Source organism: Streptococcus mitis (assembly GCF_001281025.1).
Taxonomy (GTDB): Bacteria; Bacillota; Bacilli; order Lactobacillales; family Streptococcaceae; genus Streptococcus; species Streptococcus mitis_AK.
This window is the reverse complement of record NZ_CP012646.1, coordinates 1,016,932-1,031,029: the sequence shown is the minus strand read 5'-3', so window position 1 is coordinate 1,031,029 and position 14,098 is coordinate 1,016,932. Positions and strand designations below refer to the sequence as shown.

13 protein-coding genes and 1 riboswitch are annotated in these 14,098 nt (G+C 41.7%); of the genes, 4 read left to right on the top strand and 9 right to left on the bottom strand.

The features are described 5' to 3' along the window. Positions 1 to 9 precede the first annotated feature (9 nt). Positions 10 to 1,185, top strand: coding sequence for an aminoacetone oxidase (aao, locus tag RN80_RS05020; protein WP_004256803.1), 1,176 nt, complete (start codon positions 10 to 12; stop codon positions 1,183 to 1,185). Positions 1,186 to 1,227: 42 nt separating this feature from the next. Here aao and RN80_RS05015 read toward each other — a convergent pair whose 3' ends face one another. Beyond that, positions 1,228 to 1,968, bottom strand: coding sequence for a MerR family transcriptional regulator (locus RN80_RS05015; protein ID WP_060627912.1), 741 nt, complete (start codon positions 1,966 to 1,968; stop codon positions 1,228 to 1,230). Positions 1,969 to 2,202: 234 nt separating this feature from the next. Here RN80_RS05015 and RN80_RS05010 point away from each other — a divergent pair, with 234 nt between their 5' ends. Further along, the gene (locus RN80_RS05010) at positions 2,203 to 3,543 is read left to right on the top strand and encodes a sodium-dependent transporter (protein ID WP_060627910.1); all 1,341 of its coding nucleotides are present in this window, start codon (positions 2,203 to 2,205) and stop codon (positions 3,541 to 3,543) included. 40 nt (positions 3,544 to 3,583) lie between these two features. Here RN80_RS05010 and manA read toward each other — a convergent pair whose 3' ends face one another. From manA to RN80_RS04995, 3 genes are all read right to left on the bottom strand, one after another. Next, the gene (manA, locus tag RN80_RS05005) at positions 3,584 to 4,528 is read right to left on the bottom strand and encodes a mannose-6-phosphate isomerase, class I (RefSeq protein ID WP_001294313.1); all 945 of its coding nucleotides are present in this window, start codon (positions 4,526 to 4,528) and stop codon (positions 3,584 to 3,586) included. A gap of 120 nt (positions 4,529 to 4,648) precedes the next feature. Then, a complete protein-coding gene (locus tag RN80_RS05000) occupies positions 4,649 to 6,088 on the bottom strand; it encodes a 6-phospho-beta-glucosidase (RefSeq protein WP_000136868.1) in 1,440 nt (479 codons plus the stop codon). Positions 6,089 to 6,296: 208 nt separating this feature from the next. Further along, positions 6,297 to 6,557, bottom strand: a complete 261-nt coding sequence (locus tag RN80_RS04995) for a SemiSWEET family transporter (protein WP_001291472.1) — start codon at positions 6,555 to 6,557, stop codon at positions 6,297 to 6,299. Between the two features lie 326 nt (positions 6,558 to 6,883). Here RN80_RS04995 and RN80_RS04990 point away from each other — a divergent pair, with 326 nt between their 5' ends. After that, a complete protein-coding gene (locus RN80_RS04990; protein WP_000913393.1) occupies positions 6,884 to 7,228 on the top strand; it encodes a lipopolysaccharide assembly protein LapA domain-containing protein in 345 nt (114 codons plus the stop codon). A 165-nt stretch (positions 7,229 to 7,393) separates the two neighbouring features. Here the strand turns inward: RN80_RS04990 and RN80_RS04985 are convergent, their stop codons facing one another. The 5 genes from RN80_RS04985 to RN80_RS04965 form a co-directional block, all read right to left on the bottom strand. Continuing rightward, entirely contained in the window at positions 7,394 to 7,741 is a 348-nt protein-coding gene (locus RN80_RS04985) for a VOC family protein (protein ID WP_060627908.1), read from the bottom strand. Positions 7,742 to 7,895: 154 nt separating this feature from the next. Beyond that, the gene (spxB, locus tag RN80_RS04980; protein ID WP_023943150.1) at positions 7,896 to 9,671 is read right to left on the bottom strand and encodes a pyruvate oxidase; all 1,776 of its coding nucleotides are present in this window, start codon (positions 9,669 to 9,671) and stop codon (positions 7,896 to 7,898) included. Positions 9,672 to 9,883: 212 nt separating this feature from the next. Beyond that, entirely contained in the window at positions 9,884 to 12,127 is a 2,244-nt protein-coding gene (locus RN80_RS04975) for a heavy metal translocating P-type ATPase (RefSeq protein WP_060627907.1), read from the bottom strand. A 9-nt stretch (positions 12,128 to 12,136) separates the two neighbouring features. Then, a complete protein-coding gene (locus RN80_RS04970) occupies positions 12,137 to 12,508 on the bottom strand; it encodes a cupredoxin domain-containing protein (protein WP_060627906.1) in 372 nt (123 codons plus the stop codon). A 10-nt stretch (positions 12,509 to 12,518) separates the two neighbouring features. Next, entirely contained in the window at positions 12,519 to 12,914 is a 396-nt protein-coding gene (locus RN80_RS04965; protein ID WP_060627905.1) for a CopY/TcrY family copper transport repressor, read from the bottom strand. Between the two features lie 182 nt (positions 12,915 to 13,096). Then, a riboswitch (TPP riboswitch) is annotated at positions 13,097 to 13,194 on the top strand. Positions 13,195 to 13,277: 83 nt separating this feature from the next. Here RN80_RS04965 and thiD point away from each other — a divergent pair. Continuing rightward, positions 13,278 to 14,069 (top strand): bifunctional hydroxymethylpyrimidine kinase/phosphomethylpyrimidine kinase, encoded by a 792-nt coding sequence (gene thiD, locus RN80_RS04960; RefSeq protein ID WP_049544390.1) that lies wholly within the window; start codon positions 13,278 to 13,280, stop codon positions 14,067 to 14,069. Positions 14,070 to 14,098 lie beyond the last annotated feature (29 nt).

Here is a 14,098-nt window from a genome sequence, read left to right as displayed (position 1 = left end):
AATAGAGCTATGAAACATTTTGATACTATTGTCATTGGTGGAGGTCCTGCTGGTATGATGGCTACGATTTCCAGTAGCTTTTATGGACAGAAAACCCTCCTCATCGAAAAAAATCGGAAACTTGGAAAAAAATTAGCTGGGACTGGTGGGGGACGCTGCAATGTGACCAACAATGGTAGCTTGGACGACCTACTAGCTGGCATCCCTGGAAATGGGCGCTTTCTCTACAGTGTCTTCTCCCAATTTGATAACCATGATATCATCAACTTTTTTACTGAAAATGGTGTTAAACTTAAGGTCGAAGACCACGGCCGCGTCTTTCCGGCTAGTGACAAGTCTCGTACCATTATTGAAGCCTTGGAAAAGAAAATCGCTGAGCTAGGCGGACAAGTTCTCACTCAAACAGAAATTGTTTCGGTTAAAAAGGTAGAAAATCAGTTTATCCTTAAATCCACAGACCAAACATTCACTTGTGAGAAACTCATTGTCACAACTGGTGGGAAATCCTATCCTTCTACTGGTTCGACTGGTTTTGGTCACGAGATTGCCCGTCATTTTAAACACACCATTACCGAGCTTGAGGCTGCTGAAAGTCCTTTGTTGACAGATTTTCCACACAAGGTCTTGCAGGGTATTTCACTGGACGATGTGACCCTAAGCTATGGTAAGCATGTCATCACTCATGATTTGCTCTTTACCCACTTTGGTTTGTCAGGCCCTGCTGCCCTGCGTATGTCTAGTTTTGTCAAGGGTGGGGAGGTTCTCTCACTAGATGTTTTGCCTCAACTTTCTGAGAAGGACTTGGCTGCATTTCTAGAAGAGAATCGGGAAAAATCCTTGAAAAATGCTTCAAAAAACTTGTTTCCAGAACGCTTGGCAGAATTTTTTGTGCAAGGCTATCCTGACAAAGTCAAACAACTGACTGAAAAGGAACGCGAACAACTGCTCCAGTCTATCAAAAATCTCAAAATCCCTGTAACTGGTAAAATGTCTCTTGCCAAGTCATTTGTTACCAAGGGTGGCGTCAGTCTCAAGGAAATCAATCCTAAAACTCTAGAAAGTAAGCTGGTCCCTGGCCTCCACTTTGCGGGCGAGGTACTGGATATCAATGCTCATACGGGGGGCTTTAACATCACTTCTGCCCTCTGTACCGGCTGGGTGGCGGGAAGCCTGCATTATGATTAAAAACTCTTATAGTAGAAAAATCGGAAGAATACTCCTCCGATTTTATTTTGTCTGAGTTTGGACATAGTGGGCAATCACATCTGATGTGTACTGGGCTGTTCCAGGTCCAAATTTGTCAATGTTTTCCTTAAATTCTGGGTTGTAGACGTAGCCTTTACCGATGTGACCGAATACCTCAATAGAGCAGTCAAATCCATAAGTACGGATGGCTTGCAAGAGTTTGGCAGCTTCTTCTTGGTTTTCTGTTGCTGTTACAGGTAGACCAGCTTGAAGATTTTGTGCCAAAGCTTGAAAAACTTGGTTGAAGGCAGCTGTAGCCTCGTTTTCGTGACCTTTCTGGCGCTCCAGCGCTTGGTCCATGACTTCTTGTCCATATTTCTCTACCGCCTCTTGGTGGTATTTTTGATGGTCTTGGTAGTTAAATCCAGCGAATTTTTCCTCAATGCTCATTTCTCTTTCTCCTTTTTGTTCTTGAATGGTTTTTTGCAAGGTTGAAATCAAGGTATCCAGATGTTGCCTTTCTCTGGTCAAATAGTCCAACTGTCTGATCAAGTGAGGCAACAAATCTGATCTATCTTCCTTTAACAGCTCTGCTATTTTTTCTAAAGAAAAACCTAGATATTTATAGTAAAGAATAACCTGAAGGCGTTCCAAATCCTCCTGATTATAGGTTCGATAGCCGTTTTCCGACTTTAAAGGAACTAAGAGTCCTATCTTATCGTAGTGGTGTAGGGTCTTGACAGAGACGCCCGAAAGCTGCGCAGCTTCTTTTATATGGTACATGTTTCCTCCTTACATTGATAGTATAACCCCTCCCCCTAGGTCAGAGTCAAGCATTTTTGCGAAATTTTTTTACTTTATCATAACATGAAAATGGTTTTCTTGACAGACCTTAGAAAACATGATAGGATAGTCAAGTCTATCAATCAAAAGAAAGGCTCATTTTGAGTACTTATGAGGCTATTTGCCAAGGGCAGTAGCTTTTTCTTTTGTAACACTAATTTTAGGAGTTTAACTATGTCTGAAAAATCTCAATGGGGTTCTAAACTAGGCTTCATCCTAGCATCTGCTGGTTCAGCCATCGGACTTGGTGCCGTTTGGAAATTCCCCTATATGACTGCTGCTAACGGTGGAGGAGGCTTTTTACTGGTCTTTCTCGTTTCCACTATTTTAATTGGTTTCCCTCTTTTGCTTGCAGAATTTGCCCTCGGCCGAAGTGCTGGTGTCTCAGCAATCAAAACCTTTGGAAAACTAGGCAAGAATAGTAAGTACAACTTTATCGGTTGGATTGGTGCCTTTGCCCTCTTTATCCTCTTATCTTTCTACAGTGTTATTGGGGGATGGATTCTGGTTTATCTAGGCATTGAGTTTGGAAAATTGTTCCAAATTGGTGGAACGGGGGATTATGCTCAGTTATTTACTTCAATCATTTCAAATCCAGCCATTGCCCTAGGAGCTCAAGCAGCCTTTATCCTATTGAATATCTTCATTGTATCACGTGGGGTTCAAAAAGGGATTGAAAGAGCTTCGAAAGTCATGATGCCCCTGCTCTTTATCATCTTTGTCGTCATCATCGGTCGTTCTCTCAGTTTGCCAAATGCCATGGAAGGGGTTCTTTACTTCCTAAAACCAGACTTCTCTAAGCTGACCAGTGCTGGTCTCCTATATGCTCTGGGACAATCTTTCTTTGCCCTCTCACTAGGGGTTACAGCCATGCTGACCTATGCTTCTTACTTGGATAAGAAAACCAATCTGGTTCAGTCAGGGATTTCCATCGTAGCCATGAATATCTCGGTATCCATCATGGCAGGTCTAGCCATTTTCCCAGCCATGTCAGCCTTCAATATCCAGTCTGAAGGGGGACCAAGCTTGCTATTTATCGTCTTGCCTCAGCTCTTTGACAAGATGCCTTTTGGAACCATTTTCTACATCCTCTTCCTCCTGCTCTTCCTCTTTGCGACGGTCACTTCTTCCGTCGTTATGCTGGAAATCAATGTGGGTAATATCACCAATCAGGACAACAGTAAGCGTGCTAAATGGAGTGCTATTTTAGGAATCTTGACCTTTGTCTTTGGAATTCCTTCAGCCCTATCTTACGGTGTTATGGCGGATGTTCATATCTTTGGGAAGACCTTCTTTGATGCTATGGACTTCTTGGTTTCTAATCTCCTCATGCCATTTGGTGCTCTCTGCCTTTCACTCTTTACAGGCTATATCTTTAAAAAGGCTCTTGCCATGGAGGAACTACACCTTGATGAACGAGCATGTAAACAGGGACTTTTCCAGGTCTGGCTCTTCCTTCTTCGTTTTATCATTCCTATCATCATCATCGTGGTCTTTATCGCCCAATTTATGTAATCAAAAAGGACTTGAGTAATGAACTCAGGCCCTTTCTTTTTTATGGATGACTAACAATCAATTCCAAACCTTGCCCTTCCAGAATCCAAGCTTCAACATCACTTGGTAGGATAAAGTGGCTGCCTTTTTGGATTGGATAGTTTTTTCCGTCAACAGTTAGCTGACCTTGACCAGCTAAGACACTGAATAAGGTGTAATCAGCTGTCTTCTCAAAATCAACTTTTCCAGTGATTTCCCACTTGTAAACTACAAAGAAATCATTAGATACAAGGAGAGTGGAACGCAAATCATCTGCTTTAACAGTTACAGGACGGCTATTGGCAGGCTCTCCAATGTTCAAAACATCGATAGATTTTTCAAGGTGAAGTTCACGCAAGTTGCCATTATCATCCTTACGGTCAAAGTCATAGACGCGGTAAGTTGTATCACTAGACTGTTGGGTTTCAAGAATCAAGATGCCTGCCCCGATAGCATGCATGGTGCCACTTGGCACATAGAAGAAATCTCCAGCCTTAACAGGAACTTTTGTCAGCAAGTCCTCCCAGTTTTTATCCTCGATTTGCTGGCGGAGTTCTTCTTTTGACTTAGCATTGTGACCGTAGATAATCTCTGAACCTTCATCCGCTGCGATAATGTACCAGCATTCTGTTTTTCCAAGTTCGCCTTCATGCTCCAGTCCATAAGCATCATCTGGGTGAACTTGGACGCTGAGCCAGTCGTTGGCATCCAGAATCTTAGTCAAAAGCGGAAATACAGGTTCTGGACGATTGCCAAACAATTCACGGTGTTCTGCATACAAAGTAGCTAGGTCTGTTCCCTCGTAACGACCATTGGAAACTTTAGAGACTCCATTTGGATGAGCTGAGATGGCCCAGTATTCTCCGATTTTTTCACTTGGGATGTCGTAGCCAAACTCATCACGTAGCTTGGTTCCACCCCAGATTTTTTCTTGCATAACTGATTGTAAAAATAATGGTTCTGACATCTTATTCTCCTGTCTGATTTTTCTCCCCTCATTATAGCAAAAAGCCAGGTCTAATTGAACTCTTTTTCCTATTATATAAAGTAGAGAGAAGATTTTATAAAAATAGTGAACAAATGTGCTCTACTCAATGCTTGCACCATTGCTGGCAATGACATCCTTGTACCAGTAGAAGGATTTCTTCTTGCTACGTTTGAGGCTTCCATGACCAGCATTATCTCGATCTACATAGATAAAGCCATAGCGCTTGTTCATTTCGCCTGTTCCAGCTGAAACCAGATCGATACAGCCCCAAGTCGTATAACCAAGCAAGTCAACGCCATCTTGGTAAATGGCATCTCGCATGGCCTTGATATGAGCCTCTAAGTAAGCAATCCGATAGTCATCTGCTACATGACCATTCTCATCCGGTGTATCCATAGCACCTAGACCGTTTTCCACGATGAACATTGGCTTTTGGTAACGATCCCAGATAGCATTGAGGGTGATACGAAGACCAAGTGGGTCAATCTGCCATCCCCATTCTGAGGATTCAAGATAAGGATTTTTGAGAGAGGCAAAGATATTTCCAGCAGTTAATTCTTTAACTTCTGGATCACCTGAGGCTACTAGACTTGCATAGTAAGAGAAGGAAACAAAGTCAACAGTATTGTCCTTCAACAACTCTAAATCTTCTGCAGTCATTTGAATCTCGATTCGCTCACGCTCCCACTGCTTCTTGGCGTAGTTTGGGTATTCCCCACGCGCTTGAACATCAATGAAGAAGTAACTCTTGCGGTCTTCCTCCATGGCTGCCCAGTAGTCTCTTGGATGGGCTGTGTTAGGATAGTATTGCCCTGCAGCCAACATACATCCCACCTTATTTTCTGGGTCAATTTCGTGGGCAATCTTTGTCGCAAGAGCTGAAGCTACCAACTCATAGTGTGCAGCCTGATATTTAACCAGTTCTTGATTTTCTCCTTCTTCAAAACAGAGCCCAGCTCCCATAAAGGGGGCATGGAGAATCATGTTGATTTCGTTGAAGGTAAGCCAATATTTGACCAAACCCTTATAGCGGGTAAAGAGTGTGCGACAAAGTTTTTCATAGAAGTCTAACATCCGACGATTGCGCCAACCACCGTACTCTGTAATCAAGTGCATAGGACAGTCGAAATGAGTGATAGTCACCAGAGGTTGGATACCATACTTGTGGCACTCCTTAAATAAATCCTCATAAAAGGCTAGACCAGCTTCATTTGGCACTGTTTCGTCGCCCTTAGGAAAAATCCGAGTCCAAGCAATGGATAGACGATAAGTCTTAAAGCCCATTTCCGCAAAAAGGGCAATATCTTCCTTGTAATGATGGTACATATCAATAGCTTGCTTGGCTGGGTAAAAATAGCCCTCCTCAAACGAAAACATCTTTTTCTGACCTGTGATAATGGCTTCACGATCTGGACCGATGGGGACGACATCCACATTCGCCAATCCACGACCTTCTAAATTATAAGCACCCTCACACTGGTTGGCAGCTGTCGCTCCGCCCCACAAGAAACCATCCGGAAAAGTCAGTTTTTCGGTCATAACTCTACTCACTTTCTTATTTGCTTGTTCATTTACTTATATTATAACTTATTCTGTAAACCTTTTCTTATAAAATACTGTGACATACTGATACTATTCTACTATTTAAGTTTATCAGATTGTTTTTTAAAAAATTATCCTCTAGAAAAAGTAAATAGCCTCCCCTGAAACAAAAAAGAAGACTGAAAACTAGTCTCCTCTGTTCCTTTTAAATCAAAGCTGTAATAACCGTCACTAGGCCAAAAATAATACCTGGTGCATTAGCTGCTGCAAGGGGGATATCTCTTTCTTTTTTGAAAAGACCGTAGTAAACCCAGAGACTACAGTTGATGGCAGCAACCAAGGGCTGGATGAAATTTCCTTTTTGACCAGCCAGATTGTTCATGATTTGTGGGAAGTAAGACACATACATCATAACAGACATAAAGGTCGCTACCCAACCTAAAATTTTCATTTGTTTTTCAGACATTTTCAAAACCTCTTTCATTTTTACTGAATCTTATTTTAAAATATTCTTTCAAAACAATCAAGTCTTTAAAACTTTTGTTATAAAGATATAAACTATCACAATCTTGTTATAAGAAAGAGGGAACAGAAAAAAGACCGAATTGCTCCGTTCTGTTTACTCAATCAAATATTAGAAAATGAATACTCCTTTTCAATGAATCGATTGATTGATGGTAAATAAGCCGTTAGAAATTATTGACAGTATCGAAATTTTCTAGTAAAATGAATTTTGTTAATACCTAAATGGTGTGTAGTTTTCTATCAACATAGTCAGGAGAAAAGGAACTTATGCTAAAAAAATTTAATGAATTGTCACTGAAAGATAAGGCTTATCTAATTGGCGGTTTGAGCTTATTAGTCATTGTGATCTCATTTGGTCTACTCAATCGTCAAACAGTAACTGTCAGTCTTGTCTTTACACAACTATCTGCTCCCTTGATTTTGGTGATTTTTACTTGTCTAGTAATCGGGATCATTGCTGGTAGTGCTATTGGTATTAGCTATCACCATAACAAGACTCAAGATCTGAGAAGCCGCATTGCTGAAGCAGAAGCGACTATCAATATAAAAGACAGGGAGCTTGTCCAGTACGAGGAACAGGTGCAACAATTAAAACAGGAAGCCAAACAATAAGTGTAGAAATCATAACCACCCGTGAAAACGGGTGGTTTTTTGTCTCGCACCTAACGGAGCGAGACGGACTGAAAGTCGCATAAATACAAAAAAGATCGAATTGCTCCGATCTTTTTAAGTTTCACTCCAAGAATGTTTAGATAAAAAATTTGATAATAGAATTACCTACTTCATACGATAAAAATCAATCACTAGACCAGCAGGCCCTTTAACTAATAAGGACTCTGTTCCCCAATCGGTTACAGTTGGTCCGTTTAAAACCTGGATACCAAGTTCTTTCAACCGTTGGTAATTCTGGTCTACATCCTCAACCTCGATATGAAGAATGATTCCTGACTGAAAATCTTCCAAAGGAATCAAATGATTTTGGGACAACATCAGACAGTGACTGCCAATCGTAAACTGAGCAAAACTGTCATCAACATAATCGGGCTTTTTATCCAAAATATGCTCCAAGTCAGCACAGACTTGAGGAACATCTGAAACGATAATATCTAATTGATTTAAATTCATTTACTATCCTCCATAAAAAGACCGGATTGCTCCGATCTTTTCAAGTTTCTCTCTATGAAAATCAAAGAATAAACAAGGCATCAAACCGCAGGCAGTACTGGAGTACGGCAAGGTGAAGATAACGCAGTTTACATTTGATTTTCGACGAGAGAAATTATTTAATTGCGCGTGATTGCAACCCTTCTTCTTCCAAGAAGAGGCGGAATGGTACGAGTTCTTCTGCTTCGTATTTTTCCTTGAAGTCTTTGATTGCTTCTTCTGAGTGAAGTTTTGGATCCAATTCAAGTACTTCTACTGGAAGTGGACGGTGTGGAGTGATGCGAGCATCGATCACAACAGTTTTACCTTCTTTGTTGAGTTTAACAGCTTCTGCAACAACTGCATCGATGTCTTCGATACGGTCAACTGTAAATCCTACAGCACCTTGAGCTTCAGCGATTTTCGCATAGTCAGCATTAGGGAAGTCACAACCAAACAAGTGTTTGTTTGTGTCTTCGTATTTGTCCTTGATGAAGGCATATTTACCATTTGAGAAGACAACGTTGATAACTGGAAGGTCGTATTGAACGTTTGTGATAACGTCTGGGTAGCACATGTTGAATGCACCGTCACCCATGATGTTCCATACTTGGCGATCTGGATTGTCTTTCTTAGCAGCGATACCACCAGGAAGGGCAATACCCATTGTCGCAAAGAGTGGAGATGTACGCCACATGTTCTTAGGTGTCATGTGAAGGTGACGAGTAGATGTTTGAGTAGTGTCACCTACGTCGATTGAATAGATAGCGTCTTGATCAGCATGTTTGTTGATTGCATTGTAAACTTGATACAATTGCAATTCACCCTCAGTTTTACCTTCGAGTTTGTTCATGTAATCACGCCAGTTTTGGTTGTTCTTAACGTTTGCACGCCACCATGGAGTAGATTCAACTGGATTCACTTTGTCAAGGATTGCTTTCGCTGCTTGACCTGCATCACCAAGGATTGAAGCGTCTAGGGCATGACGTTTACCAAGTTTGTAAGGGTCAATATCCACTTGGATGAATTTTTCAGTATTCTTGAATGCTTCGTAAACTTCAGCAAATGGGAAGTTTGAACCAAGGAAAAGAACTGTGTCTGCTTCAAAGACCACTTCGTTGGCTGGTTTCCAACCAACACGGTAAGCAGAACCTGTCAAACCTTCATAGTTCCATTCGAAAGCTTCAAAGTTTTTACCAGTTGTGATGATTGGTGCTTTGATTTTACGTGACAATTCAGTAATCACTTCACCAGCTTTAACACCACCGTAACCAGCATAGATAACTGGACGTTCAGCATTGTTCAAGATTTCAACAGCTTTGTCGATTTCAACTTCGTTCAAAGCAGGAGCGATGAATGAACGTTCGTATGAACCTGAACCGTAGTATGAATTTTCGTCGATTTCTTGGAAACCGAAGTTTACTGGGATTTCAACAACAGCTGGACCTTTTTTAGAAACTGCAGCACGGCAAGCTTCGTCGATTACTTTTGGCAATTGCTCAGCGTAAGCTACACGTTTGTTGTATACAGCGATACCGTTGTACATTGGGTTTTGGTTCAATTCTTGGAAAGCATCCATGTTGAGTTCGTTAACTGGACGTGATCCAAGGATTGCTAGGAATGGAGTGTTATCCATAGCTGCATCGTAAACACCGTTAATCAAGTGAGTCGCACCTGGACCACCTGAACCAACTGCAACCCCGATTGAGCCGCCGAATTTAGCTTGCATAACCGCTGCAAGAGCACCTGTTTCTTCGTGACGAACTTGCAAGAAGCGGATATCTTTGTCTTCAGCCAAAGCATCCATCAATGAGCTGAGTGTTCCTGATGGGATACCGTAGATTGTGTCTACGCCCCATGTTTTCAATACATTAAGCATTGCTGCAGATGCAGTAATTTTCCCTTGAGTCATAATGATAACTCTCCTTCAAATATTTTTAAATCTACTAAAAAAGGTTTCATATAGTTTTTGAAAACGTTTCAGTAAATTTTTACACTACTAATTTATCACATTTATTTTGACTTTACTAAGAATCTGCTCAGAAGTTTTTATTCTCTATTACAGTACAGTTTAAAAACGTTTTTAGTTTCTGTTTTATAATAAAAAAGCGAGCAAGCCCGCTTTTAATCTATTTTACTAAAGTTTAGTAAGAGTGAACTAGTCAGAACAGATACAGAACTAAAGGCCATGGCTAGACCAGCTAGTTCTGGATTGAGGGCCAGTCCAACACCTGAAAAGACTCCTGCTGCAATCGGAATTCCGGCGACATTGTAGATAAAGGCCCAGAAAAGATTGAGCAGAATTCGATGAAAGGTTTTCTTACTCATGTCAAATGCACGAACCACTCCTAGGAGGTTATTAGTTGTCAACACCAAATCTGCTGACTCGATGGCAATATCCGTTCCAGCTCCCATAGCAATCCCCACATCTGCTACACTAAGGGCAGGAGCGTCATTGATACCGTCCCCAACAAAGGCTACTTTGCCAGCCGCTTGTAGTTTATGGATTTCATGAGCTTTTTCTTCTGGCAAGACACCTGCAATGACCTCTTCGATTCCGATTTGATCGGCAATGGCACGCGCCACACCAGCATTGTCTCCTGTCAGCATGACTGTTTTAAGACCTCGTTTTTTCAACTGACTGATGGCAAGCTTAGCATTTTCCTTAGGAATATCTTGCAGAGCAAGCAAGCCTTTGATTTCATTCTCAACAGCCAAGAACACAACTGTCTTCGCTTCTTTTTCCAGTTCTTCTAGTTTTTCTTGATAAGTGCTAGAAATGTTCATGCCATCCAGCATTTTAGCATTTCCAAGCAAAACTTGTTTCCCATTGATTTGCCCTGAGACACCTTTTCCGTGCAAGGCTTGGAAATTTTCAACAGTGTGAAACTCAAGTCCAGCTTCACTCGCTCGTTTCACAACGGCTTCAGCCAGTGGGTGTTGAGAAGCTTCTTCCAAGGAAGCTGCCAATCCAAGCACTTCTACTTCGTTGCCGATGATATCTGTGACCACAGGTTTCCCTTCCGTCAAAGTCCCGGTCTTATCAAAGACGATAGTTTGGACTTTCTGGATTTCCTGTAGAACCGTTCCATTTTTGAGGAGAACTCCCATCTTGGCACTGCGACCTGTCCCCACCATAAGGGCTGTCGGTGTTGCAAGTCCCAAGGCACAAGGGCAGGCAATAATCAGAACTGCTACTCCATAGAGAAGCGAAGACACAAAGCTCGCTCCAAGCACAACTACACTATCCCTGAGCAAGACGAACCAAACCCAAAAGGTCACAATCCCTAAAATGACAACTGCTGGTACAAAAATCCCTGAAATTTTATCCGTCAAGTCCTGAATCGGCGCACGACTGGTTTGAGCTTTCTTCACAAAATCCACAATCTGAGCCAAAACAGTCTCTGAACCAACTTTTTCTGCTCTAAAAACAAGTGTTCCACTATTATTGATGGTTGAACCAATGACGGTATCTCCAACTGTCTTGTCCACAGGCAGACTCTCACCTGTCACCATAGACTCATCAATACTAGAGATACCTTCTACTACGACACCATCAACCGCAATCTTTTCACCGGGACGCACTCGAATCAGGTCACCTACCTTGACTTGCTCCAAAGGGACTTGAACATAGTTATCCTCACGCAAGACTTCTGCAGTTTTAGCCTGCAAGTCAAGTAATTTCTCCACAGCTTGGGAAGTATTTTTCCGCATTTTCTCCTCAAAAACGGCTCCCATAAGAACGAAGAAGAAGATAAATGCAGCACTTTCAAAGTAAACGGGGAGGCCAGCGAAGAGGGCAACTAAGCTATAGAAATAGGCCACTAGGGTTCCCAGAGCAACCAAGGTATCCATGTTGGCATTGTGCTTTTTAAAACTAGCCCAAGCACTTTGGATATAAGGACCACCTGCTACTAGCATAATCGGTGTTGTGGCTAAAAAGGTGCCCCAACGCATGACTTGGTGACTAATTCCTCCTGTCGACATTCCAATCATGAGAATCACAAGAGGCACAGTAAAGATACTAGTAATCCAAAAACGCTGTAAAAGTGATAGAGATTTTCGGGTCTTCTCAACTACGGTATAACTCCCCTTTTGCATCTTCATGCCACAAGAAAATTCATGTTGACCCAATTCTTGAGGTGTAAAACGAATGACTTTCTCCTCATCTACTCCGATTGGTTCTAAGATGCCTTCTTCTTCAAACAGAATTTCCTTATAACAGTTTGAAGGAGTTGCACGATGAAAGGTAATCTCAGCTGGAATTCCTTTTTGAAGCTGGATATGGGCTGGATGGTAGCCTTTGTCTGCCGTGATACGGATTTTTTGAACACCATTTTCAAGACTTGCTTTTACAATTTCAGTCATAGTCTCCTCCTACTCTACAATCATCTTGCCGTGCATCATATTCATGCCACAAGAGAAACCATACTCTCCAGCCTGCTCAGGCGTGATTTCCACTATATACTCTTCCCCCATAGGCAGGTCCGCATGTACACCAAAGTCTGGAAAGACGATCTGATCCAAACAAGGTGAAGGATCCTTACGGTCAAAAACAATGCGGGCTGGCACTGATTTCTTGAGGACAATCAACTCAGGCGTATAGCCCCCCATGACCTCCACTCGAATCTCTTGGTAGCCCTTTTTTTGCTGGGCCTTTTGTCCAGATTTTTCAGGCTTTTTGAAAAACCAAAACAAGATAAACGCGATAAGGGCAATACAAACAATGGTTACAATACTATTTAACATGACGTCTCCTTTACATACAATTACATTTTACTTCTGTTACAGCGCTTGATTTCTTCTCAGAAATCACAGCTTCCAAGTCTTCCAAGTCAGCCTGAGTAAAATCACATTCAGCAATCAAATCAGCTAACAAGTTCTTAATCCTACGAGAACAAACCTTGTCCTTGATATCTTGGACAAGTAAATCCCGACTTTGGTCCAAAGTTAAAAGGGCTGAATAGACAAAGAACTTGCCTTCTTTTTTCCTTGTCAGACACTCTTTCTCAACCAAACGAGCCAAAAGAGTTTGAATGGTTGACCTGGACCAGTCGAACCGCTCCGCTAGAACCTTGATTAAATCCGTACTGGTCTGTTCCCCTTGCATCCAAATAATCTTCATGACCTGCCATTCTGCATCTGAAATCTGCATAATCACACCTCCAAAATCTACATTTGTCAATTACAGTTATTAGTATACTTCAAAAATCTACATTTGTCAACTATGAAATTAATCTTTTCTTTAAAAATAGAATTTTAATCATTTGATAAAGGATTTCCAGTCAAATATTACTATATAAACAATAAAAATATGCTATACTAAAGAAAAAAGAAAACAACCACTAGGGGTGCGTAAAGCTGAGATTAACGACTGTTAGACCCTTTGACTCAATCTAGGTAATGCTAGCTGATGGAAGTGGAAATGATAATGGGGACTAGCAGTCTTCTATTGCCTTCCTGAAACAAACTAGCTTGTTCTTAAGAATACAAACTTCAGTTGGTTGGGAGGTTTTAGATGACTTATTTACCCGTTGCTTTGACCATTGCAGGGACTGACCCTAGTGGTGGTGCTGGCATTATGGCTGATTTAAAGTCGTTCCAAGCTAGAGATGTCTATGGAATGGCCGTTGTGACCAGTCTTGTCGCTCAAAATACCAGAGGTGTTCAATTAATCGAGCACGTTTCTCCTCAAATGTTGAAAGTCCAATTGGAGAGTGTCTTTTCGGATATTCCACCTCAGGCTGTAAAAACTGGAATGTTGGCAACTACTGAAATCATGGAAATCATCCAGCCCTATCTTAAAAATCTGGATTGTCCCTACGTCCTTGATCCTGTTATGGTCGCTACTAGTGGAGACACTCTGATTGATTCCAGTGCTAGAGACTACCTAAAAACAAATCTGCTTCCCCTTGCAACCATTATCACTCCGAATCTTCCTGAGGCAGAAGAGATTGTTGGTTTTTCAATCCATGATCCTGAAGACATGCAGCGTGCTGGTCGCCTGATTTTAAAAGAATTTGGTCCTCAGTCTGTGGTAATCAAAGGTGGGCATCTCGAAGGCGGTGCTAAGGATTTCCTCTTTACCAAGGATGACCAATTTATCTGGGAAAGTCCACGAATTCAAACCTGTCATACACATGGTACTGGATGTACCTTTGCTGCAGTGATTACTGCTGAACTAGCCAAGGGGAAAACCCTCTATCAAGCAGTCAATAAAGCCAAGGCCTTTATCACGAAAGCCATCCAAGACGCCCCTCAACTCGGTCATGGTTCTGGCCCAGTCAACCATACAAGCTTTAAAGATTAAAAAAAACTCTCTAGTTCCCACTTTAAGGG